This window comes from Planktotalea sp. (assembly GCF_050633725.1).
Classification (GTDB): Bacteria; Pseudomonadota; Alphaproteobacteria; order Rhodobacterales; family Rhodobacteraceae; genus Planktotalea.
The window spans coordinates 1-22,964 of the sequence record NZ_JBOEHB010000040.1 but is presented as its reverse complement, the minus strand read 5'-3'; the positions used below and the strand labels follow the sequence as shown (position 1 = coordinate 22,964).

The 22,964-nt window shown below is 54.5% G+C and carries 17 protein-coding genes; 16 read left to right on the top strand and 1 reads right to left on the bottom strand.

Annotated features, from left to right (window positions below):
- The first annotated feature begins 84 nt into the window (after positions 1-84).
- The 10 genes from ACRBCU_RS18910 to ACRBCU_RS18865 all read left to right on the top strand — a co-directional run bounded on the left by ACRBCU_RS18910 (position 85) and on the right by ACRBCU_RS18865 (position 14,461).
- On the top strand, positions 85-1,038 hold the full coding sequence (locus tag ACRBCU_RS18910) for a hypothetical protein (RefSeq protein ID WP_431366952.1): 954 nt from the start codon (positions 85-87) through the stop codon (positions 1,036-1,038).
- A complete protein-coding gene (locus tag ACRBCU_RS18905; RefSeq protein WP_431366951.1) occupies positions 1,035-1,880 on the top strand; it encodes a sulfotransferase domain-containing protein in 846 nt (281 codons plus the stop codon). Before ACRBCU_RS18910 ends, ACRBCU_RS18905 begins: the two co-directional genes overlap by 4 nt.
- Before the next feature lie 79 nt (positions 1,881-1,959).
- A complete protein-coding gene (locus ACRBCU_RS18900; RefSeq protein ID WP_431366950.1) occupies positions 1,960-2,253 on the top strand; it encodes a PqqD family peptide modification chaperone in 294 nt (97 codons plus the stop codon).
- Positions 2,250-2,402: a hypothetical protein gene (locus ACRBCU_RS18895; protein ID WP_431366949.1), complete on the top strand. Its 153-nt coding sequence runs from the start codon at positions 2,250-2,252 to the stop codon at positions 2,400-2,402. Before ACRBCU_RS18900 ends, ACRBCU_RS18895 begins: the two co-directional genes overlap by 4 nt.
- 15 nt (positions 2,403-2,417) lie before the next feature.
- A complete protein-coding gene (locus ACRBCU_RS18890; RefSeq protein WP_431366948.1) occupies positions 2,418-4,238 on the top strand; it encodes an asparagine synthase-related protein in 1,821 nt (606 codons plus the stop codon).
- Positions 4,235-5,005, top strand: coding sequence for a phytanoyl-CoA dioxygenase family protein (locus ACRBCU_RS18885; protein WP_431366947.1), 771 nt, complete (start codon positions 4,235-4,237; stop codon positions 5,003-5,005). Before ACRBCU_RS18890 ends, ACRBCU_RS18885 begins: the two co-directional genes overlap by 4 nt.
- 9 nt (positions 5,006-5,014) lie before the next feature.
- Positions 5,015-6,400 (top strand): SAM-dependent methyltransferase, encoded by a 1,386-nt coding sequence (locus tag ACRBCU_RS18880; RefSeq protein WP_431366946.1) that lies wholly within the window; start codon positions 5,015-5,017, stop codon positions 6,398-6,400.
- 249 nt (positions 6,401-6,649) lie between these two features.
- On the top strand, positions 6,650-8,968 hold the full coding sequence (locus tag ACRBCU_RS18875; protein ID WP_431366945.1) for a pentapeptide repeat-containing protein: 2,319 nt from the start codon (positions 6,650-6,652) through the stop codon (positions 8,966-8,968).
- 54 nt (positions 8,969-9,022) lie between these two features.
- Positions 9,023-12,418, top strand: coding sequence for a hypothetical protein (locus ACRBCU_RS18870; protein ID WP_431366944.1), 3,396 nt, complete (start codon positions 9,023-9,025; stop codon positions 12,416-12,418).
- 48 nt (positions 12,419-12,466) lie between these two features.
- Positions 12,467-14,461 carry a pentapeptide repeat-containing protein gene (locus ACRBCU_RS18865; RefSeq protein WP_431366943.1) on the top strand — a complete coding sequence of 665 codons (1,995 nt, stop codon included), beginning with the start codon at positions 12,467-12,469 and terminating at the stop codon, positions 14,459-14,461.
- Positions 14,462-14,466: 5 nt separating this feature from the next.
- On the opposite strand, the gene ACRBCU_RS18860 is transcribed toward ACRBCU_RS18865, so the two are convergent.
- Positions 14,467-15,675 (bottom strand): replication initiation protein, encoded by a 1,209-nt coding sequence (locus tag ACRBCU_RS18860; RefSeq protein WP_431366942.1) that lies wholly within the window; start codon positions 15,673-15,675, stop codon positions 14,467-14,469.
- Between the two features lie 489 nt (positions 15,676-16,164).
- On the opposite strand from ACRBCU_RS18860, the gene ACRBCU_RS18855 reads away from it, so the two are divergent.
- The 6 genes from ACRBCU_RS18855 to ACRBCU_RS18830 all read left to right on the top strand — a co-directional run bounded on the left by ACRBCU_RS18855 (position 16,165) and on the right by ACRBCU_RS18830 (position 22,898).
- Positions 16,165-17,574: an AAA family ATPase gene (locus ACRBCU_RS18855; RefSeq protein ID WP_431366941.1), complete on the top strand. Its 1,410-nt coding sequence runs from the start codon at positions 16,165-16,167 to the stop codon at positions 17,572-17,574.
- Positions 17,561-18,676, top strand: a complete 1,116-nt coding sequence (locus tag ACRBCU_RS18850; RefSeq protein WP_431366940.1) for a ParB/RepB/Spo0J family partition protein — start codon at positions 17,561-17,563, stop codon at positions 18,674-18,676. Before ACRBCU_RS18855 ends, ACRBCU_RS18850 begins: the two co-directional genes overlap by 14 nt.
- A gap of 126 nt (positions 18,677-18,802) precedes the next feature.
- Positions 18,803-20,419, top strand: coding sequence for an alpha-D-glucose phosphate-specific phosphoglucomutase (locus tag ACRBCU_RS18845; RefSeq protein WP_431366939.1), 1,617 nt, complete (start codon positions 18,803-18,805; stop codon positions 20,417-20,419).
- A gap of 115 nt (positions 20,420-20,534) precedes the next feature.
- Positions 20,535-21,119: an aspartyl/asparaginyl beta-hydroxylase domain-containing protein gene (locus tag ACRBCU_RS18840; RefSeq protein WP_431366938.1), complete on the top strand. Its 585-nt coding sequence runs from the start codon at positions 20,535-20,537 to the stop codon at positions 21,117-21,119.
- Positions 21,120-21,147: 28 nt separating this feature from the next.
- Positions 21,148-22,050: a hypothetical protein gene (locus ACRBCU_RS18835; RefSeq protein WP_431366937.1), complete on the top strand. Its 903-nt coding sequence runs from the start codon at positions 21,148-21,150 to the stop codon at positions 22,048-22,050.
- Positions 22,047-22,898, top strand: a complete 852-nt coding sequence (locus ACRBCU_RS18830) for a glycosyltransferase family 8 protein (RefSeq protein ID WP_431366936.1) — start codon at positions 22,047-22,049, stop codon at positions 22,896-22,898. The genes ACRBCU_RS18835 and ACRBCU_RS18830 overlap by 4 nt, the downstream gene beginning before the upstream one ends.
- Positions 22,899-22,964 lie beyond the last annotated feature (66 nt).

Sequence of the window (22,964 nt, the reverse complement as noted above, 5' to 3'; positions counted from 1 at the left end):
CAAACACTGCGCGTCACAGTTGTGTACGTTCCGCTCTGGTCAACTTAGGTCAGACTCCCTAGAAAAAATAAAGACCCTAAAGTGATGATCAATGCCCCTATGTCGCAGATAAGGCCCCCATTTGCCCCTCCCGCGCAAACAGCGTTTCGATATCGCGCCTTTGGAATTGGGATCACCTCGCAGATCGAGCTGCCTTTATTGACCCTTGATCACACTGGCGATGCGCCAAGCGTTTCCATTGCGGCGTCAAACATTCAATGCAACAACTTTGAAGCGAAAGATTGCGGGGTTCTTTGGAAAACTGCGCCTGATCAATTCCAGATATCTGTGCCCGGCATAGGCACGATGCGGGTGCAAAACGGGTGCGACATAGCCCTTGATATTTTGCCAGAGGCCGCACCAGAGCAGGTTGAAACGCTCATCTTGAGCACAGGGTTTTGCGCGCTGCTACAACAGCGCCACTTGCTTGCGATGCATGCGGCGGCGGTGGTGACAGATGCAGGCGCGGCGCTGCTTGCGGGCGTGTCAGGCGCGGGCAAATCCTTGCTGCTCGCTGCACTGAACCAACGCGGGTTTCAGATGATAAGCGATGACATCACCGCACTGGAAAACATCGACGGTGAATACGTCGCGCGTCCGTCTTGGAACGCGGTCAAACTGATGCCAGATGCCAGTGCCAAACTTGGCCTTGATATGGAGCTGAACCATCAAGGAAAACACGTTTTCAAGATGCCCGATTTTTGCACCCGAAAAATGCGAGTGGATCAGATTATCTTCCTCGATTGGACGCCTGAAACAGTGACAACGCTTGATCAAATCTCAGGGGTCGAGGTGCTCGCGCCGCTGACGCGGTGCGTTCACAAGCGCGCGTTTCTGAAAGGAATGCAGCTGTTTCAACCCTATTTTAATGCGCTGAACGGCATCACACGGCAAGCTCGGGTCTACCACCTGAAAAAGCCCCATGATCTAGCCTGCTTGGAAAGTGGTGTTGACGTCTTGGCCGCGCATCTATCAGCCCCCTTGGAGGCGCAAAAATGAGCGCGCCCATACAACAAGGCAAAGGCAATTACTGGATCGCCTCTTATCCGAAATCTGGCAACACTTGGCTGCGGTTATTCCTTGAAACCTATATGCAAAACCCAGAGAAGCCGATGCATATTAATGATCTGCCTAGCGGATCGTTTGCCTATCAACGAAGCACATTCGACAACATGCTCGGGATAGAAACCGCAGATTATCCGCCAGACCTGCTGACCGAAATGCGGCCACGCGTCTACGATCATTTGGCAGACCCCAACGCCGCACAGTTCATCAAAACCCACGAGCGCTTCACCTACACGCGCTCGGGCGAGCCTGTTTTTTCTTCGACCAGCTCCGCCGGCGCGATCCTGATCCTTCGAAGCCCGCTTGATGTAGCGATCTCGATGTCACATTTCCTGCGGATGAGCATCGAGCGCACCATCGCGCGCATGGCAGGTGCGCATGAATCGCCAAATCAGACCTTGACCGATTCCGTGCCACATCAAACAGGATCATGGAGCAATTTCGCGCAAAGCTGGCTCGATGGAACGCTTCCACTGCATGTTATGCGCTACGAAGATATGCTCGATACGCCAGAGGAAACCTTTTCGAAAGCCCTGCAATTTCTCAAGAGGCCCATTGACGAAACGCGTCTGCAAAAAGCGATCGCCTTCACGCGTTTCAAAACGCTACAAGAGCAAGAGCGCAAAGACAGCTTTGCCACGATGCGCACGGGGGCCAAGGCGTTCTTTCGACAAGGCAAAAAGGACATCTGGCAAAGCCACCTTTCAAGCGCTCAGCAATTAACCTTACAAAAAGATCATGCCGAAATGATGCACAAATTCGGGTATCTGAAATAAGGCGCTTGCACAGGCAGTTTGCTTTCTTGATGGGTGCATCCATGCATGCTAAGGTAGAGTAGACTTCGCGGAGCAAGAAATGAAAGCCGACCTAAATACACTCGTTTTACGTTCCCAACACATTCTCGCGTCTGACCTAGATGACGAAGTGGTGATGATGGATGTTGAAAGCGGATCTTATTTCAGCATGCCTGGTCCAGCCGGGCGAATTTGGAATTTGCTTGAAACCGAACAGACCATCAAGTCACTCACAGAAACTTTGATTTCAGAATACGACGTGTCGGCAGAGCAGTGTGAAGCCGAGGTGCTACCGTTTGTGAATTCCTTGATTGAACGCGACCTAATTATCCTCCCGAATGGAGAAAATAAATGACCGACAAGATCGAAACCTCGTTGGAAACCTCGCAGAAAAAGGCTTGGCAATCGCTTGAGCTGAAAACGCTTGATATCCCAACCGAGACCAAAACAGGCTCACGTCGCCTTGATCCGCTTGAGGGCTTTTTCCGATATCGCCCGTCCTAAACTGGCCAACACCAGATGAATTTTGGCCAGATCTGTTGGTCAGAAAGCCTCTCAGAAGCTGCTGAGACGGCTTTGCTGTTTTTTACAGGTCGAATTGATAATCTGAGCGAGTTGTCAGGTCTTTGCGCCCTAGATCAACGCGCAGGCGTTCAGCAGATTCTCACCTCACTTTATTTAAAATTTGACGAAGGCGCGGCAAAACTAATTCTCGGGGATTTTGTCGTTGCCCTTTGGGATTCAAAAAAACACGCGGTCGTTTGCTTTCGCGATGTGAGCGGCTGCGGAATTGCCCACTATAGCTACGATGATCATCGCTTTGTCATTGCCGAATCAATCGAAGAGCTGCTGCAACTTGGAAAGGTTTCCGATGAAATCGACCTTTCATTCACCCGCCGCGCTCTGTCACGTCCTTTCAATCATCCAAGCCGAACGTTTCTGACTGCCGTTAAAAAAGTGCCGCCTGCGCATATCGTTACGATCACGCCAGAGGGCGCCGCCAGCGTGCCCTATTGGAGCCCGCGCGATATAGCGCCAATGGACTACAGCGACCCCGATGCAGCACAGAGCAGATTTCGCGAAATTTTCAAGCAAGCTGTCAAAGACCGTCTGCCAGATCATGACAATATCGGTGTGCATCTGAGCGGCGGCATGGACTGCACATCTGTCGCGATTGTCGCCTCTGATATTTTGCGCAGCGAGGGTCGCAAACCAGCGACGGCTTTTGCATGGCAGCCACCACCAGATCAAATCGAAACGCTATCAGGCGAAGGCAAAGCCACATGGCGCGCCTTCGCTTCTGACGAATATGCTTTGCTCCAAGCAGCCTGCGATGCAACGGGCCTGAGCCCGCAATTCTGTCCGATCAGCACGCAGGATTGCTTGGAAATTTGGGATCGCGACGACACGATCAACAGAGCAGACGGCAGTCTCTATGGCGAGTGGCCGGTGCTTAAGCGCGCGCAAACGCTGGGTGTCAAAACCATCCTCTCTGGCGTGGGCGGAGATGAAGTCGCCTCGTTCAATGGGCGCGGATATTTGCCGGGACTTGCTCTGCGCCTGCAATGGCTTACGCTCTATCGCTTTGCCCGCGCGCAGGGCAGGAACGGATTCAAGGCAATCGCTTCCGAGCTGCGCGCAGGTCTATACGCATTGCTTCTGCCCGAGCCGTTGCTGCAATCCTTTATTCGCGAAGGATCACGCGACATTCCGCGCTGGAAAACCATTCTTAGATCGCTCGCCAAACGGAGCGACAGCACATTCCTTTTGTCCCCCAAAGAGAGCGACGAACTGGCGCATATGCTTTCGTATTTCAACCAACAGCTCTTTGAAAACATCACCCCCCTGCCCCCATGGCGGGATGTGCGGAAAACCAGCGCGCGGCGCGCAATGCGCAATTCTTTTGAGCGCGGCCATCTCAACGCACGCATTGAAGGGTGGGCTAATGACGGCGCGAAGCGCGGCATCACCTATGTCTATCCTCTGCTCGACAAACGCATTTTGGAATTTGTCTTTGCGCTGCCCGAGAATGCCTTTCAATCTCCACTCCATCAGCGGCTCTTTTACCGACAAGCGATGGCTCCAATTTTGCCAGACCTCATTCTCACAAGCCCAAAAGGAACCGAACCCGCGCGCGCAGGAGCGAGCCTTCAAGCCAGTTTTGCGGCCTTAAGCGAGGCGGGCACCATGCTGCGCCAAGGTCAAATTCAATCTCCAAGGATGAAATATATTGATCGAGACAAGCTTGAGGACGCGCTACAAGTCAGTAATCTGCGCAAACGCTCTGGCTTTGCAAAATTGCTCGTCGCGTTGACATTTATCGGGGTGAAACACAGATGACCCAGCACCCACAGCTTGAGAAATTCACCTTGCAAGACCTCCCCAGCGACGCCGCCGCGCAGGTTTTTCAAACGCAGGGTTGCTTGCAAATCACTGACTTTCTTCCGCTTTCAACGCTGCAAATCCTAAAGGACGAGGCGGCGAAAACCTATCAATCACAGATGAAAACGGATACCTTTGCCCGCGTCGGGCACAAACGCAGGATGATCAATTTGCCAATCCACGATGCATTTGATGACCCTGCGCTCTACGCCCCGCGCGCGTTAACGCTCTGCCTAGATAGGATCTTGGGCACGGCTCATATCATCAACTGTTTTTGTTGCGTTGTGTCCCAGCCAGGCGCTGAATCCCAACACACACATACGGATTACCAAGGGCTTTTTGCCTCGCCCTTGGACTACATGACACCCGCCTTTGCGCTAAATCTATTTGTGCCGTTGGTGCCGCTCAATGCGATAAACGGAACCACGCAAATGTGGCCCGGAACCCATCGCAAGCCGCTTTCAAACCCCGAAGACCAAGCGGGCGTTTGCCCGGATGTCCCACTCGGCTCGGCGCTTCTTATGGATTATCGCGTGCAGCACCGTGGCACCGCGAACCGATCCCAAGACTTGCGGCCGATCATAACCCTTGGCTTCAGCCGAAAATGGTTCATCGACACAAGCAATTTCTCCAAGATCGATCCACTAAACCTTGATCGTCAACGGTATGAGCAAATGGACAGCGCACAGCAAACTCTGTTTGAACGTGCAAAGCTCTATTTTTAAGGCGCGCCAATGAATTCAGCAGATTTTTCAGCCTCCGCCTTGATCGACATTGCGCCAGACCTCGTATGGCTGCGCACCGACGACACGGGCGCGCAGACCGCCGTTTTTCATAGCGCTTCGGGCGCAATAAAAACCCGAACTCTCAGCGATATCGAACACCGCCTCCTTGAGTGCATTGATGGCTCTCGCTCCAAAACCGATATTGCGCATATGCTGGGCATGTCGCTCGCTCAATGCGATGACATATTTCGCGATCTCATCACTTGGGCACCCGATGCGATCAGCTTGCGCATGGCCGATCCAAAAATGGCAGCGAAACGCGACAAAACCATAGCCGCGGCTATTGAACTGCGCGACATCTGGGCCGCGATGAACGCGACGAAAGACGACAACGACACGTTTCACAAAACTGGAATAAGCGCCGCGCATGAGCAATTTGACAGCGTTGAAACCACGATTTCTCATGCCTATCGCGCACCCAGCGACGCCCTGAAAAATCGCACCTACGGCGAAGCGTTTTGCGACTGGCTGTTAGAGCAAGGCTGGATCACCCCCAACGCGCGCATCATCGAGGTCGGATGCGGCTTGGGCTATTTCGCGGAAGCGCTTCTGACTACCCTTTCACAGCGCCGCCGCGATCTGTACGACACAATTTCCCTGACTCTTTTTGATCTTTCTCCCGATCTGGCAGAGTCGCAAAAAACCGTCTGCGCCGAGCATCTGGGCAAGATCAGATTTTTACACGGCAATATCGAAACCTATGACTTCGCACATGAAAAATTCGATCTCGTGATTAGCAATGAAGTCATCGCTGATCTAAGCGTCGCGCCGATCAATGTTGCTGATGTGCACAATAATAAGGCAACCTCGGACGCAACGGGGTTAGCGATCAAATATGATCTCGATTTGCCAAAATCGATCACTGGCCCCAATCAAACAAGCGTCATCAATTTCGGGGCCATTCGCTTTTTGGAAACGCTAGGCAAATGCCTCTCGGAAACGGGCAAAGCAATCCTGACGGAATACGGCACATTGGATCGCGTTCCAAAGGCCGTTCACCTGCAAAACCATCTCGAATTTTTGGTGCAGTTCGGGCATCTGAAAACGGTCTCCGACAAGCTCGGCTTTCAGACAAACATTCAAACGCTCGGTGAAATGCTCGACTTTGACAAAGCATTTCAACCTTTGGACACGCCCTCTTTCCACGTTTTGTCTAAGGGGGTCTTGCCCCTGCTCGATTGCGCGCCGATTCCCCATCTGGCCTATTCGCGCGAGGCGCTCGAATCTCTCATTGGACCTCGGATTAATCAGGTGTCCAATCTGCGATTTCTGCCGCTGTCCGACCCTCACGCCTTCACACCATTTCGCTTTTTTGCCCTGTCCTTGGAACGCTAAAAGCGCCCGTTTTCCCCTTGCGTAAAAAGACAAATGTTGAGTTTGAAACTCAGCTTTGCACAGCTTTAACGGGAACTGACCTTTAATAAAAAATTGACAGGCGAAAAAAATTACACAACGCTTGCGTGTGATTGCTCGCGTTTTATGCAAAATTCTTTCTTGTTTCAGTGTTGTTCAGCCAAATAAAGGTGACCGAATATCTCTGTATTTTCACAACTCATATCCCAGTTTAAGCGCCTTGGCCTTGCCATGTTTTTCCTCACCTGCGCATCGTTTTCCGCCAGCGCGGATACGCCCGAATGCACACCAGGAACGGGGCCAGACTATTCGAACCAAGTTCTCACCGATCGCAATTTCACCGCTTCCAGTGGCTTGGACCTGAGAGGCGCGAATTTTAACGGCAGCGACATTTCTGGAACCGACTTTACGGGGCAGGATTTGACGGGGGCCACTTTTGGCGGAACAACCCTTGGCTCAACGCAGCGCGGCACAACCACGTTCAACAACGCGACCCTGACCAGCGCTTGCTTTATCTCGGCTAACATCGAAGCAGTGCTGCTGGAATATGCCAACTTTGATTGCACGGATTTCTCGGGAACCGCGATGATGGACGCGTCCTTTGGTGGGGCGCAGTCGTTTTCCGATGCCACCTGCCGCTCCAGCTTTGCCAGTGCGATTATCGACGTGCGCACGATTTCGACCGACAATTGGGGCAAGATTGATTTCACCGCAACCAACTTTCAAAACCTGACACCCGAGCTGTTCAACCTTGTTGGGAAAGACATCAGTGGCGCGATGCTTTCGATGACGGATTTCACCAGCATCGACATGACGGGCGCAAATCTTACAGGCGTCGATTTCTCTGAATCTACCCTCACCAATGCGATCCTGCAAAACACCGCGCTTAACGGCATTGATCTGAGCGGCTCGACCTTAGCTTACGCCGATCTAACCTGCGCGCGCGCCTATTATGAGCAAACCAGCTCTTCCAGCGCGATCTCCACGAATTGCACCACGCCAGCGCCGACTTCAACACTGCCGAGCAGCGCAGCGAACTTCCAATCCACGACACTCACTCAAACGATTTTCGCCTATGCGACGCTGGACTACGCGATGTTCAGCAGTGCCAGCATGAATCAAACGAATTTCCGCAACGCGTCGTTCAAAAATGCCAATCTACAAGCCTCTTCGCCGCTTAATAGCGCGATTATCACAACGGCGGATTTCCAAAACGCGATCTTCGATGCGGCCAAGCTGAACGGCCTCGTCTTTGGCAGCTCAAATCTAGAGGGCGCAAGCTTTAAAGACCTGCAATTGCAAGGCACTTCATTCGTGGGCGCGATCATGCCCAATGTTGACTTTTCCGGCACCAACACTGTGCTGGAACAAGTCGATTTCAGCGCGTCCATCCTGCAAAACGCCAACTTCTCGAACGCCACGCTACAAAGCGGTGGTGAAAATTCAGGCGTGACCTTTTCTTGCGCTCAAATGGGTGGATCGAACTTTACCAATAGCGTGGTAACGCAGGCCAATTTTGTGAACGCGGTGATGCCAGCCGCCGCCGATTGCTGCCCTGCCGTCGAAGGCTTTCAGAACTGCGGAACAATCGCCGCGACGGGTGATCCTTATGGCCCCGTTACTTTCCCCGATCTTACCACCGAAGTGGCCTGCCCCAACGGTGATCCCGCGATCTGCGATGCAAACCAATGGAAAATCCCCAATTGGACAACAAGCAGCTGCACGAACCCGCCTTCAACGCAGATAATGTGGAGCGAACCAGATTGCGGAACCGCGCCAAGCGATCTGGTCGTGTTTACCGATCCCAACCTTGAAGCCTGCGTGCTCGCCTCTTTGCCCGGCGATCCAACCAGCATTACCATCACCACCGCGGCCAAGCAGCTTAGCCTATCCTGCGCAGATCAAAATATCAGCGATCTTGGCGGTCTTGAGAATTTCACAGGTCTGGTTTCTTTGGACCTGACCGCGAACGAGATCACTGAATTTTCAACCAGTTTCAGCTTTCCTGACCTGACCGAACTCAAACTCGGCTACAACAAGCTGGCCACACTGAACATGAGCAAAATTTCATCCGTGACATGGCTGGAAATTCCGCAAAACTGTGTCTCAAAGGGTGATTGCCTTAGCTCAATCACCGGCATTGAAGATACCTATTTCGAGAACCTGGATGCCTCTGGCAACTCTATCGTGACCTTTGACCTCTCGATCCAGAATGAACTGGTCTTTGCCGATCTCTCTGACAATGTGCTGACGACTGTACTGGATTCATTCAACACCGATCTTTCAGCGCTCAGCAAGCTTGAAACCTTGAACCTGCAACAGAACGAACTCACCGACATTGGCCCGCTCGACACAATCGCCCATAGCCTGAGCGAAAACCCGCAGGGTAAATTGGTTAATCTCTATATGGCCTGCAATCCAGATTTCACCTGTAGCTCGCTGAGCCTTGATGGAAGTTACACCGCTTATCAAACCAGCCAATGCGCCGATTTTAACAGCCAAACTAGATCTTGGGATCCAATCGCAAACCCAAATTGCCCAAATCAATAAACGACTGCCAAACCTTTCCAAGAATGCACTTTACGACCTAGGGGGATAAATCCGATGACCGAGACCATAGACTGCTATGCCACCGTTTTTCACGCCGATCTTTCGCAAGCTTATGACGGCGAAGACTATTGGGTCCGCGCCGCAGGCGGCAATCACCCCTTGCAGCCCCACACCGATGCGAGCCGCGCACAAGCCCGCATAGCAAACCCAAAGCTCGCGGATATTCCCGATCATCACCTGACCCACTTCACTCAAGTCGTGATGATGCCCCGCCACTCTGCTGTGCGTGTCCATATCAAACACAGCGCCAATACCCTCGACGAATTTGCTGCCCCATCCGTTCCAAGCCACGCGGCAATCTATGTGCCGCCGCGCGCAGAAGACGCAAGCGACGATCTGGTGCTGCAAGAGATGATCAACCACAAGACCACCGCGATGGCGCTGGCCTATAGCCACCCTCAACTTGTCACGCGCAACCCAGACGTCGCCCGCGCTCTTGTTGGGTTCATGACAGGCAATTTGGTGTTGTCCGACATGTTCGACGATCTCGGCACCCTTATGCGCGAGCTGGGAACGCCGACAACCACCGAAGGCGAAGGATGGGCAACCTTGGTGCACTTCCAGCATGACGCTGATCCAAATGTCACCGCCACGACCCCCCGCGGCGTGACCAAATCCTATCCCGAGATGAACAGCTATTTCGTGAACCCTTGCCAGCAATACATGGATGCCGCAGGGGATGCACAAACCAACCTGATGTTGCTCGCCAATAGCGATCCCTCGCTTGAGGGCACCACATGGCGCACGCAAGCGGGGCAAAGCATTGTTGCGGCCAATCCAACGCCTTCTGCTGATCCAGCTCCGGCGCCAAAGGCCGCCGCTGCAAGTCCCAGCAAATTGGCCAGCGTCGCGGTCACACAAGACGACGATTGGACTGTTGCGCTTACCAATACCCAGCGCACCAGTGGCCTCAAGATTGAAATCACTGATATTCAATCGGACAAAAAGCAATTCACAGTCAATTTCGACGACGTCGATCTGCGGTATCTTGGATATTACGTCCGCTTCCTTGACGCTGAAGGCAACGAAATCTCGCTCAAAAACTGGACTCCGGTTGGCGAAGACACCTTAACGTCGCTGACCTACGACATTCGCAAGGTTCTTGGACATCTAATCGAATACGACACAGTGCAATTCATCGGTTACACATCTGGTGTCACGACCATTGTTGGCGTTCCGACCGTTCACGCTTCGCTTGATGTGACGATGCAATTCCCCGAGGGTGCGGTCTCCGCCGAGGTCTTCGGCTCTGGGCTTGGTCTGTGCGGTGAAATGACTTGGGGGAAAACACCGCTGTTTGGCGGTGCCCTGACCGCCCTGATGGATATGATTGTTCCAGTCGTCATGCTCGCTGGTATGGCTTCAAATATGTCCAACGCGGGTACTCAAGAACTGATCGACAAAGAGCTCAAAGGCGTGTGGAAGACCGCGCTCGCCAAGATCATTTATTACCTCTCTGACGCCGTGTATGGCTTGGTCGCGGACAAGGAAATCGACTGGGGCGATGTGGCCAGTATCGCGAACGTGCTGTTCTCGCCGATATCTTTCGAGATTCTCGTCTACGTCGAAGCTGAAATGCTCGTGGAAGAAGCTGCCGAAGAAATCCCCTTCGCAGGCTGGGCTTTCTTTGCGCTTTCCCTGTCTGTTGGCGTTGCTCAGATAACGCAAACAGTCGTTGAAATGACAACCTCGCCTTGGAACATAACGTCAAACGTTAAGGCGACGATCACATCAGAAGTCACCGTAAACCCTGACCCTCAGGCAGGCGTCTTCCCCGCCATGCACCCTGATGACGAAGCAACGGTCACGGTACGCTTTATCTACAAATCAGACAGCCGCCCAACAGTCACTTGGACGCAAACCTACGACACAACACCAACCGAATTGATCATCGCAGAGTTTCCGAACAACACCCTTGGCGGCGAATTCAAGATTGAAGTGTCCTACTATATCAACTCTTGGACTGCCGCGCAGGCCACAACAGGGTGGCTGGACAATAACGAAGCCGACGCTGCCGAAGTCGCGATGTATCTGGTCGAAAACCCGATCCCGCTAGACGCAAACTCGATCTATACCCAGACCAGTTTGCTCACCTACCAAAACGGCAATTACCAATGGGATCCCACCGATCAAAACCCGCAAGAAACCCTCGGGACGTCACTCAATAGTGGCGCAACGGGCAATCATATTTCGGTTTGGTCTGGTCTTAGCTTTAGTCAACGCTTTGGCGCCCTCGGCTTTGCATGGCGCGCGGCGTGCTTGGGTGTGCCAAGCGCGTCTGGCGGCACTGCGCAGCAGCAGCTTTCGGTCATGCAAAACGTCGATATCCCCGGCACGATTGGCGATGATCCGGGCGATCCAATGGCAGGCGCGGCCTTCCCCACGCAAGGCTTTGAAGGGCTTAGCCAAGTCGTTTATGATCCCTATCCACCCAAGTTCTTAATGGACGACAACGGCCAATGGGTACTTAACCCGCCAATCACAGGCACGCCTGTTCCCGATCCAGATGATGTCTCGCTTGGGGACTACTACGTCGATCCGCGCAAAGCCCTCGCCACCTCTGACGAAGGCGGTGGCTATCATCTACGCGCGATCACCCTTGGCGGCGAAAGCGTCACGATCGACACATCCGATGATCTACCAAGCTGGGGCCGCTTCTCGCTCTATCCCGATTCGATGGTGATCCACCCCGCAGGCAAAGTCGTGGCAGTCAATCAGGCCAGCGCTAAACTCAGCATCACACAAATCCCGGATGCAGGGGTTGCCGATACCGACCTACCCTTCGCGGTCGATTTCGCAGGCCAGTCCTTTGACGCAGACCGCGTTGGTCTGCTTATACGCCCCGTTGCGGTCACCTGCTCCTATGATGGCACGATCTTGGTCCTTGAAAGTTCGCAAGGCGGCACGAACAGCGGCCTCGCCCTGCCCATCCCCGCCATCGCGCGCATCCAAGCCTTTGACATCAACGGCAACCCGGTAAATCGCTTCTTCGATGAAAGCGGTCTGCCGACGCCCTTCCTGCCAATCGAAGGTGTCGGCGATTACACCTATCTCGATATCAGCGCCGTCGGGGATCAGAAAATGACCTATATGTTCGTGCTCTATTACACGGGCGATGGTGCCTCGCCCGATCAATACAATATGGCGATCTACCAATACGGCGAAGAGGCGACGTCAGAAAACCCGCTGGTGACCACCAACGGCATGGCCGCCGCCGCGCTCTACGTGGATATGTGGCACGATCTCTATACGCTGAACTTTGCCAATGTGACCGACGGCAATGGCACTGTCGCAGGGCCTGCTGTTCCCGCCTCCGACAATGGCGGCACCGCAGGGGTGCGCACCCTGCCCTCGGTCAGCCAATGGTTGCCGCCCATCCCCGAGAGTTAAAGCCATCAAACCCCCAAGCGCGTCACGCCAATTCTCAAAGGATTCGAAATGTTTTCTCTTCCTAAACTCACGTCACTCATTGTCGCTGGCTTGACGCTCTGGGCCTCTACAAGCCACGCCCAAGACATCTGTGCCAATTGCGATCTGCAAGGCGCAAATTTCGCAGGCCAAACCCTGCAAAGCCCGAATTTCGCCAATTCCAATCTGGCAGGTGCCAATTTCTCTGGTGCAACCCTTAAGGGCGCAGTGTTCACGGGCGCGGACCTTAGCGGTGCCAACTTCGAAGGCGCGACTTTCACCAAAGCGGGCCGCAGAGGAAACGCGCTTGAAAATTCCAACCTCAGCAAAGCCAACTTTAGTGGCGCCACTCTTAGCGCCGCTGATCTGCAATACGCCAACATTTCATGCGCCAATTTTGAAGGCGCACAGCTTGAAGGCGTGATCGCAGGGCCAGCCCTCATCGACGACATGCAAGGCTGCCGCGCGAATTTCACCGATGCTGTGCTGGGATGTTCCCTATCCGCGCAGGCAAAACGGCTCGACATTCAAAACCAATCCCCCGCCTCTTGCGAGGTGCCGCTGACACTTGACGCCTCATCAAGCTGGGCCTGCCCCACGACGCTCCTTGCCTCGCCGTCTCAAACGGTTTTCGTCAGCCCTTCTGGCACAGACAGCAATAGCTGCGGAACATCAGAAACAAACACATGCCTCACGCTCAGCGCTGGCCTTACCGCCTGCAACGATGCCGCCTGCACGGTAAAAGCCTATTACGGCCAGTATAGCCCAAGCGCGACGCTCTCGCTAAAGACCGGTCAGCAACTCGTTGGCGGCTGCGTCGAAGGCACAGCGCCCGAAACATCTACGTCAAACATCTACGCGCCCGCTGGCGGCAGCCCTGCGATTTCGGTTGATAGCTCAACAGGCACTCAGCTTGGCAATTTCAACGTGCTGGCCAGCAATGCGGCCAGCGACGGAACGACCTCTGACACCTCTATCGCGATCACCGTCAGCAATAGCGCCGACCTCACCCTCACCAATATCGCCATCACTGGTGCGGTTGCGGGCGACGGCCTGACAGGCACCGATAGCGTTGCTGGCACCTGCACCATCGCGTCGGGCGGCACGGGCGGCAGCGCAACCTACGGCCACGTTAATTATAACGTCATCACTGGCGATGTTTCGAGCTGCGATGCGACCTGCTCGGGTGATGATTGTTCGGGCACAAAGGGCGGTAACTCCAATCAGGGGAACGGTGGCAGCGGCGGAACAGCCGCAGCCGATTCCGTTTGTGATACCAACGGCTGGACCTGCGACAACTACACCGGCAGCGATGGACCAAATGGCAGCGCTGGCGTTGATGGTATCTGCGGCACAACGGGCCTCGCCAATACGACAGTGGCTGGCAGCTATTCCAGCGCTGGTGTCTGGCTCACGACACATGGCGGCAATGGCACTGCAGGGACAAACGGCAGTGGCGGCGGCGGCGGCGCTGCGGGCCAAGCGGTTGGCCAAGCCTGCTCTCTGGTTCAGGAATCTGCCGACGGCGGCGCAGGCGGGGACGGTGGTGATGGCGCATGTGGTGCAACAGCATCAACAGGCGGCGTGCAGGGCGGCGCCTCTATCGGAATTCAGGTCTTTGACGCCACGATCTCGCTCGACAACGTGCGAATAACAGGTGGCACTGGCGGAACAGGGGGCGACGGTGGCTCTAACATGCCCTCCGTTGCGCCCGGCTCTAACGGCTCTGGCTCTAGCGGCGAATCTCATAACAACGCCGAGGCTGGCGATGGTGGCGATGGCGGTGTTGGTGGTTGGGGCGGCTCTAGCGGCGCAAGTTCGGGCGGCAATGGTGGCCCAGCAATCGGCATCACCTTTGCGTCAGCGTCGATTCCCGATATGGCTGGCGTGCAGTTTACCGCAGGCTACCCCGGTCCAAATGGTCATGCGGGCAAGACCGCCAGCAATCCAAGCGGATCGCCCTGCTCATCCGGCATCGCGCAAGACGGTCTAGCAGGCCGTGTGTCCGACTATGAGCAGTATTAGCCTTATTAGACTCTTGCTTCTCCTGTGCGCGGCTCAGACCCAAGGGCGTCAAACGCCTCTGGAAACAGGTCGCGCCAGAAGGCTTCTATCGCATCGCGGTTCAGCGCCGACATCCAGCCGTGCCGCTCAAAATCATCGCGCGCGTTGTTCTGCGTCAGCGTTGACATGAACAGCCGCTTGTCCGCATCGCGCTGGGTCGGCGTGCGCGATTTCGCCAGCTCTTGCACCACCGCCAACACTTTGGCGCGCGCGCTCTTAGGCGTCTCGGGCTTGCTTGGAGCGCCATAGTCGTCCTTCAGCGCCGCCGTCAGATACCCCACAGGCGAGCGCACATCACCCCCCTGCCCTTCCACATAAGCCAGCTTTTGCGCCACCACATCTTCGCCATGCTGGGTGATCCATTGCCGCGCCAAACGATCCGCAACGCCCATACCGCGCAAGCGATCATACACAGGCGCGCGCCGCAGCCCCGTGCCATCATCCAAATCCAGAATCGCCAATTGCGGGTTGGGCGCGATCACGAACCTTATGTCTGTTACTGCCCTGCCCCGTTTACGCGTCTCTGCCGTCACAATGATATTGCTCGACTTGTTTACCTCGGCCACCGCAGGTTTGATGATCTTCGCGTTCAGGTGTTTGAAGGTCTGGTAATAGGCACTATCCTCAACCCCCATCAAACGACGAAACGTCTCAAGCGGCCACCACCCCGTGCTGCCCGTGCGATGAAAGCGATAGCAATTTTCATAAAGCGCCAGCGCGTGCCCACTGGTAAATCGCCGCTGGATATTAAGGTTAATCAGCGCGAACACTTTCGGATCCGCCAGCTTTTCCGCAAGCGCGGGCGAGTAGGCATATTCGCACACCCCGCCTTTCAGCTTGGCATAGCTGAGCAAGCTCGACACGCCCCATTCCTGCGCCCCATCCGCGCCCAGCATGTCCCATTCCGCCACCGTTTCCGCGAGGCCACGCAGTGAGGCCTTAAGCGTGTCAAAATCGTTCGAGTTATATCCAACCATCATGCAAAGTGTGCGCGCGTCCATTTCAAACATCTGCGCATCGCCAAGACGATCATAGGCATTCAGCAGCAACACATTCGACAATTTGCGTTGCAGCAGCGTCAGTTTGCCCGACACATGAATCGCGGCAACGTGCTTTTTCACTGACCCGCGCCGCAATGCGCCGGTCAATCTGTCCTTGGGAATATCATCCTGCATGGATAAAGTACCTCTGCTCGCGGTTCTCTTTGGAACCTTATTGTGAGCAGCTTATCTCAAAAGGAACCTCTTCTCAATCATCCAATTGGTACTTTAACCACGAGCGCGCTGTGCGTTAACCAACCCTTAAAGGTACCCAGTTACGGGATGATCGGAACCGACCTTCGCACTCGGATTACCAAGTTAGACCCTAAATTGCCAATTAGACCCTTCATCCCGCGAATCGGCGCCTTTTATCCCGATCTAAGGCTCCCTTCGTCCTGCATTCAGGTACCTTTTATCCTGTATTCGTATCCCCAAATATAACTAACCCTTTGAAAAAGGGTCATTTATCAGACGCAAAGTCTATAAAGAATCTATATATCTTAAACCATTCTGGCGTTGTTTTCTTCCATGTGAGACAGCTTAAGAAGAATGATTCCTTTTCGGCGTATGATGTGCCATTCTTTCGTCCATATCATAATAACAAACGAACATGAGATCAGCAGAATGACGAGCAACGCTAAACCCCCGCTCCCCCCTTATTTTGGTATCGACCCAGAGCGTGCCGCTGCGAAACTAACTCAGCCTATCGACACCGCCCGATTCGCGAAAGCCGCGGCTTTCGCCGCACGTGGCCGCGATGAACTGGCCAAGACAGGCCATGCGCCCGACGGCAAAAAGCAACTGCGCCGCTTCTCTACATGGGAAGTCTGCCGTTACCTCATCCCCGTCGCTCCCGCCCATTTCCGCCGCGTGCTGCGCGCCAATCCTGACCTTCCCCAAGGCACGGGCGAGGGCAATTCCAAGTGGTTCGACCTCTCCGAGATCATGACCCTGCGCGCCCATTTCGCCGCCGAGGGTGCAGCAAACCGCGAATACCAGCCCTACCGGCCGGAAGGTGTGGATGCCAAAGTCATAGCGGTTGCCAACTTCAAAGGTGGGGTCGGCAAAACTTCGACCTGCGCGCATCTGGCCATGTCCGCCGCACTGGATGGTTACAAAGTGTTAGTAATTGATCTGGATAGTCAGGGGTCATTAACCAGCATCATGGGGGGAGAGGTCAGCGATGAATGGCAAACAGCCTTCCCGATCCTTGCCCGTGATTTTGCCCAGCATGTGCAAGCTGAAAACAGCGTGCGCGCCGCGCGCGGCGAGGCGGAAATTCCGCTCGACGAAACCCTTTCCGAAGCCTTGGAGGTTTCGCCGCGAAACCTCGTTCAAGAAACGCACTGGCCTAACATCGATCTCATTGGGGCGCAGCTCAACCTCTATTGGGCCGAATTCCAGATCCCCGTTTGGCGTATGCAGGGCAGGGGGTGGCAGCTCTGGGATGGTCTCACCAACGGGCTTGAAGACAGCGGTTTGCTTGATGAGTATGACCTTATCTTCCTCGATACCCCACCGGCGCTTGGCTACCTCACGATCAATGCGCTTGCCGCCGCTGACATCCTTCTCGTTCCGCTCGGTGCGTCTTTCCTCGAATTTGATTCAACGGGCCGCTTCTTTGACATGCTCTATTCCACCTTCGCCTCCATCGAGGACGGTGAAAACGTGCAGCGTCGCCAACAGGGCCTGCCGGATATCAAATTCGAATGGGACGCGGTGCGCACGCTCATTACCCGCTTTGATGCCAACCAACAGGCCGATCTCGCTAATGTTGTGCAAGCCTACTTTGGCGATCTCATGACCACGTTCCGCCAAGACGTGACCGCGATGATCGGGCAGGCGGGTGAGCAAGTGAATGGCATTTACGAGGCCGATTACCGCGAGTTTAACCGCGATACCTATGTGCGCGGGCGCGAAACATTTGATCGCACCTGGGCGGAAGTTAAAGAAATCATTGTCGGTGCATGGTTCAAAGACGCCGCAGAATTAGCCGCCGAAGCAGCACAGGAGCACACCGATGGCCAAGCGTAGAAAAGTAGCCGCGCCCTCTGCGGATGACCTAAATCGCATCGAAGAGGAGTTTCGCCGCGAAACCTCCCCGCGGTCCGCTATGGCTCCGATCAGCCAGATAAGTGCTGATGCCGCTCTCTCAGCTAACCCTGTTGATGCGAAAACCCGGGCTGCGGATGCCAAACAAAAGGCGGACGCAGACGCGCTTCAACGTATTCGCGAAGAGGGACGAGAGCTTCTTTCGATTCCGCTCGATCAAATCGATGCGCGCGCGATGATTCGTGATCGCACAATGATCGACGCCGACGAAATGAGCGAACTCACCAACTCGATCGAAGCACATGGCATGCGTTTACCAATCGAGGTGTTTCGCCGCGAAACCCCCAAGGACGATACCAAAGAGGGCAGGGCACCTTATGGTCTGCTCTCGGGATTCCGTCGCTACAAAGCCATGAGCCAACTCGCGGCGCGGCGCTCTGATCCAAAATGGCAAAACATCACCGCGATTGAGCGTGATCCAGATGCCCTTGGCGGCGCGATCACTGCCATGGTGGAAGAGAACGAAATCCGCTCAAACCTGTCCCATTATGAGCGGGGCCGCATCGCTGTTGTCGCCGCGCAGCAGGGCGTTTTCGGCAGCACGGAAGAGGGGGTGAACACGCTCTTTGCCGTCGCCTCCAAAGCCAAGCGCAGCAAGATTCGCGCCTTTGCTCTGATCTTTGAGGAGCTTGGCGATATGCTGATGTACCCCGAAGCGATCAAAGAGCGCGAGGGCCTGCGCCTTGCCAATGCGTTGCGCAACGGAAGCGAAGCAGACCTACGCGATATTCTCGCGCGCGGCACCTTTGAAAACGCCGAAGCAGAATGGGCCGCGTTGGTGCAGGTGATAGATGCCGCGGCGCCCGGTGCGCGTAAAGATCCAGCGCGGGGCGGGCGCCCCAAAGGTTTCGCCGCGAAACCTGGTTGGCAGGCCGACACCCGTGTTTTGTCCTCTGGTGTAACTCTGCGCCATGACACAGACAGCAATGGCCATATGATCCGCATCGGGGGAGACGTCGATCAGGCTTTGGTCGAAAGCGCGTTAGAGCATCTGGCGTATTTGCTCGAAAAACCGTCAGATTAAAGGGCAGGGGGCGCAAGACGTAATTTCGCCTCTCCAATCCACGCCGCAGACTTGCAATTTGCCAATCAACGAGAATTTGATAGGGCATTGGGGATATTGTTGAACCTGTTGAGCAAGGATTGTGTGATGAAGATTAAGACCCAACCGATTGAAGGCCAAAAACCCGGCACCTCAGGTTTGCGCAAAAAGACCCGTGTCTTTATGGAGCAACATTATCTTGAGAACTTTATTCAAGCTACGTTCAACGCGATTGAGGGCGGCACCGGGAAAAAACTGATTGTCGGCGGTGATGGGCGCTTTTTTAATCGTCAGGCGATTCAAACAATTCTCAAGATGGCAGCAGCAAACGGCGTGCGCGAGGTGATCGTAGGGCAGGGGGGCATCCTATCAACGCCAGCGGCCTCGCATCTGATCCGCTTGAACGCTGCTGATGGCGGTTTCATTCTCTCAGCGAGCCATAACCCCGGCGGCATTGATGAGGACTTTGGCGTCAAGTTTAACGGCCAAAACGGCGGTCCTGCGCCTGAAAATCTTACAGCGAAAATCTTCGACGCGACCCTTACGATATCTGAATATCAGTTGGCAGACGCAGCAGACGTTGACCTGCAAGAAATAGGCACGGCCCAGCTTGGCGCCATGCTGGTGCGCGTGGTTGATCCAGTTGAGAGCTATCAAAGCTTGATGGAAAGCCTGTTCGATTTCGCCGCGATACGCGACATGTTCGCGGGTGGTTTCACCATGCGCTTTGATGCAATGCACGCGGTGACAGGTCCATATGCGCATGCCATTCTTGAAGATGCGCTTGGCGCTGCAAAAGGGACGGTTGTGAACGGCATCCCGCTAGAGGATTTTGGCAAAGGTCATCCAGATCCCAACCCGATTTGGGCAAAACCTCTGATGGATCTAATGATGTCCGAAGATGCACCAGACATCGGCGCGGCCTCTGATGGGGACGGGGACCGCAATATGATTGTAGGGCGGGGGGCTTATGTCACGCCCTCGGACAGTCTTGCTGTTCTGGCGGCCAACGCTCATCTCGCGCCGGCATATGCAGATGGCCTTGCAGGAATTGCCCGCTCCATGCCAACCAGTGCCGCAAGCGATCTCGTCGCGAAAAAGCTGGGCCTTGGATCATATGAAACTCCAACGGGTTGGAAGTTCTTCGGCAATCTCCTCGACGCAGGCAAAGTCACAATTTGCGGCGAAGAAAGCGCTGGAACAGGATCAAGCCATGTGCGCGAAAAAGATGGGCTTTGGGCGGTGCTTTTGTGGCTCAATATTCTTGCAGAGCGCAAGCAATCGGTTGCAGAAATCATGATGGATCATTGGCAAACATTCGGGCGCAACTATTACTCGCGCCATGACTTCGAAAATGTAGCGAGCGAGAAAGCCCAGACCTTGATGCAGCGTCTCGCAGCGAAACTTCCTGACCTTGCAGGACAGACCGTTGAGGGTATGCGCATCGTTTCTGCGGATGAGTTCAGCTACCTCGATCCAGTCGACGGCTCTGTGAGCGAAAACCAAGGTATGCGTATAGCTTTCGACGACGGCGCGCGCGCAGTGTTCCGTCTTTCTGGCACAGGGACTCAAGGCGCGACCCTGCGTCTTTACCTAGAGCAATTTGCCCAAAACGAAACAGATCGCGCACCGCAAGAGATGCTGCAAAACGTGCGCAAGGCCGCGCTGACAATCAGCGAAATGCAAACGCTCATCGGGCGGGTTGAGCCGGATGTGATCACCTGATTTGAGAATAACGTCATAATGCGAATTATGTTGTTTATCGCCTTAAAGTTGTTCTTCTAATTGCGATCTGATCTGGCTTCTTATATCTCTAGCACATGCTTTGGATGTAGTTTTGATGAAGAACGATTTGAATACAGCGCAGCTGCCTTTGGTTGAAAAGCCCGAGACGTTTCTGGACCTCGGCCCCGTCGACGTTGCGCCGCTCTGGGCGCAGGTTCAGCGCCTGTCTGAAACAGTCTGGCTGCAAGAAGATAACGCCAAAGAAAACAAATTCGATGTGTTCCATCATACCCGTCATATCATCTTTCGTTTCACCCCCTCAAACCGCGATCCACGGGAGTTCTATTCCAATCCGATTTGGATGATCTGGAAGCCTTTGCTGCTGCCTGTGATGAATGGGATCACCGCGCAATATGGCCTGAAGCAATGCGAGTATTCCAAAGTGATGCTTGCGCGCCTGTCTGCGGGGGCTGTGATTGATCGTCATGTTGACGGAGCAGGTTCGAACTTGGTCACGCACAAGGTGCATGTCCCCCTTCAAACGAATGAAGGCGCTGTATTTTACATCGGTGACAGCAAGCGCCACTTGGCGGTTGGCCGTGCTTACGAGGTGAACAATATCGCGCCGCACGGCGTTGAGAATACAGGCGATGAAGATCGGATTCATTTGATCTTTGAACACTTTGATGCAGCCACTTGATTGTGTTTGATCTGTTGTCAGAACACCCATGACGACCCTGCGCCAATATTCGGCCTTTGGTTTGACGATCCAATCAGATCGCCCTTTGCCGACGCTTAGCCCGAGCGAGCATGCGCTGAGCGATGTCATTGTTCGAACAGGACGGATCAACGAACTATCGGGCGCTGAACCGTTTGACGTTCGGTATCGCAATTGGCAGGCCTCGAAAGGCCGCTTCTTGTTAGAGATCGAAAATATCGCGCGGTTCTTGGTGAAGGACGGGGCCGAGATTTGGGTCGATCCTGCTCCAGATGCAGCGCTGCAAGACGTTGATGCCTATTTGCTTGGCTCTGCTTTCGCCGCACTCTTGCAACAGCGCGAAATCCTAACGCTCCACGCCAGCGCGATTGCGACCGAGAAAGGCGCGGTGCTGTTTCTGGGCAAATCTGGCGCTGGTAAATCCACGCTGTTGGCCGCGATGCTGGATCGGGGCTATCGCATGCTGTCCGACGACATTAGCGCGCTCTCCTTCAGTGGCCCCGATGTGCAGGTCCACTCGGCCTTTCCCACGGTTCGGTTGATGGACAGCGCTCTTGAAAGGCTGGATCGTTCGAGCGACGGGCTAACGGCGATGCGGGCAGACAAAGCGAAGTTCTTGCTGCCTGTTGGTGCATTCGCTGCGCAATCTTGTCAGTTTTTTCGAGCCTATCTTTTGACCCCCGAAGAACAAGAGGCAGTGGAAATCCAGCCCCTTGAACGATCAGCGCAATTTCGTTGGCTGACCCAGCTTACCTTTCGCAAAAATTACTATCGCGGGCATGGCATGGGTCAATTCTTGTTTGATGCGGTGACGAACTTGGTGCAGCAGGATGCGCTTAGGCGCGCCGTCAGGCCGAGCCACGATTTTCAGATTGAAGCCTTGGCAGATGCTATCGTGCAGGACATCAAATGAAGGCTTTGGCAACGGTCACAAGCGACGGCTTTGTGCCTGCTACGATGGTGATGCTGCACTCTTTCTTGGAGCAGAACCAAAGGTTCTCTGGCGATCTGGTGCTTATCGAAAGTGACCTGAGCGAGAGGCACAAAGCAGCGTTTCAATCCAGCTTTGAACGTATCAAGTTTGTAAAGCCACGCGCGCCCCTTCGTGAAAATGTTGATCGGTTGATCGACGCTATGCCGAGCTTTGGCAAGCAAGCCGCGCAATTTCATTCGATTGAGGCGATTGGGCTGACCCAGTACGATCGCGTGTTGTTTTGTGATAGCGATATTCTGTTTCGCGGATCAATCGAGCCGCTTTTCGAAATGCCCTATGCGCTGATCTGTTGCGGCGACGGATCGGTTTGCAGAGGCACTATGCGCGACCCTGAGAGCTTTGTTGAAGAAGCGGATGATCCCGAAAAAGCCGGTTTGCGATCTGCCTTTAACGCAGGCTTTATGGTGATGGACAAAAGCATTCGAACGCTGGAAAATCTGGATCGACTTGTTGCGATGATTGATCCCTCAAAGTGGCATGAGAACGCGACGGGTCATACGGATCAATTGCTGTTCAATCGCGTGTTTGAGGGCAAACAACATCTGATCGGCCCTGCGTATAATTTCGTGCTGTTACATCGCAAAGACATCGCGAAACGGTGGGGGTTAGGCGTGACTGATGCGAGGGTTTTGCACTTCAACGGATCAGCAAAACCGTGGAAACCTGCGACTGTTCAAAGGCTCATCCAGAGTGATCCAGAGGCACGCAAGGCGGTTGCTTGGTGGAATGCTGCCTACAAAGATTGCCTGAGCAAGCGCCTTTGCTAAAGCGTGGTTGTGTCAAACTGGATGTGTGATTGATCCACATAGACGGAGGACAGTCGCCCTGTCGCA

Excerpts from the sequence above, each read along its gene's own strand:
- ACRBCU_RS18885 (WP_431366947.1), top strand. The coding sequence starts at position 4,235 with ATGACCCAGCACCCACAGCTTGAGAAATTCACCTTGCAAGACCTCCCC.
- ACRBCU_RS18830 (WP_431366936.1), top strand. The coding sequence starts at position 22,047 with ATGAAGGCTTTGGCAACGGTCACAAGCGACGGCTTTGTGCCTGCTACG.
- ACRBCU_RS18900 (WP_431366950.1), top strand. The coding sequence starts at position 1,960 with ATGAAAGCCGACCTAAATACACTCGTTTTACGTTCCCAACACATTCTC.
- ACRBCU_RS18835 (WP_431366937.1), top strand. The coding sequence starts at position 21,148 with ATGACGACCCTGCGCCAATATTCGGCCTTTGGTTTGACGATCCAATCA.
- ACRBCU_RS18890 (WP_431366948.1), top strand. The coding sequence starts at position 2,418 with ATGAATTTTGGCCAGATCTGTTGGTCAGAAAGCCTCTCAGAAGCTGCT.
- ACRBCU_RS18870 (WP_431366944.1), top strand. The coding sequence starts at position 9,023 with ATGACCGAGACCATAGACTGCTATGCCACCGTTTTTCACGCCGATCTT.
- ACRBCU_RS18875 (WP_431366945.1), top strand. The coding sequence starts at position 6,650 with ATGTTTTTCCTCACCTGCGCATCGTTTTCCGCCAGCGCGGATACGCCC.
- ACRBCU_RS18840 (WP_431366938.1), top strand. The coding sequence starts at position 20,535 with ATGAAGAACGATTTGAATACAGCGCAGCTGCCTTTGGTTGAAAAGCCC.
- ACRBCU_RS18880 (WP_431366946.1), top strand. The coding sequence starts at position 5,015 with ATGAATTCAGCAGATTTTTCAGCCTCCGCCTTGATCGACATTGCGCCA.
- ACRBCU_RS18905 (WP_431366951.1), top strand. The coding sequence starts at position 1,035 with ATGAGCGCGCCCATACAACAAGGCAAAGGCAATTACTGGATCGCCTCT.
- ACRBCU_RS18855 (WP_431366941.1), top strand. The coding sequence starts at position 16,165 with ATGACGAGCAACGCTAAACCCCCGCTCCCCCCTTATTTTGGTATCGAC.
- ACRBCU_RS18850 (WP_431366940.1), top strand. The coding sequence starts at position 17,561 with ATGGCCAAGCGTAGAAAAGTAGCCGCGCCCTCTGCGGATGACCTAAAT.
- ACRBCU_RS18860 (WP_431366942.1), bottom strand. The coding sequence starts at position 15,675 with ATGCAGGATGATATTCCCAAGGACAGATTGACCGGCGCATTGCGGCGC.
- ACRBCU_RS18865 (WP_431366943.1), top strand. The coding sequence starts at position 12,467 with ATGTTTTCTCTTCCTAAACTCACGTCACTCATTGTCGCTGGCTTGACG.
- ACRBCU_RS18910 (WP_431366952.1), top strand. The coding sequence starts at position 85 with ATGATCAATGCCCCTATGTCGCAGATAAGGCCCCCATTTGCCCCTCCC.
- ACRBCU_RS18895 (WP_431366949.1), top strand. The coding sequence starts at position 2,250 with ATGACCGACAAGATCGAAACCTCGTTGGAAACCTCGCAGAAAAAGGCT.
- ACRBCU_RS18845 (WP_431366939.1), top strand. The coding sequence starts at position 18,803 with ATGAAGATTAAGACCCAACCGATTGAAGGCCAAAAACCCGGCACCTCA.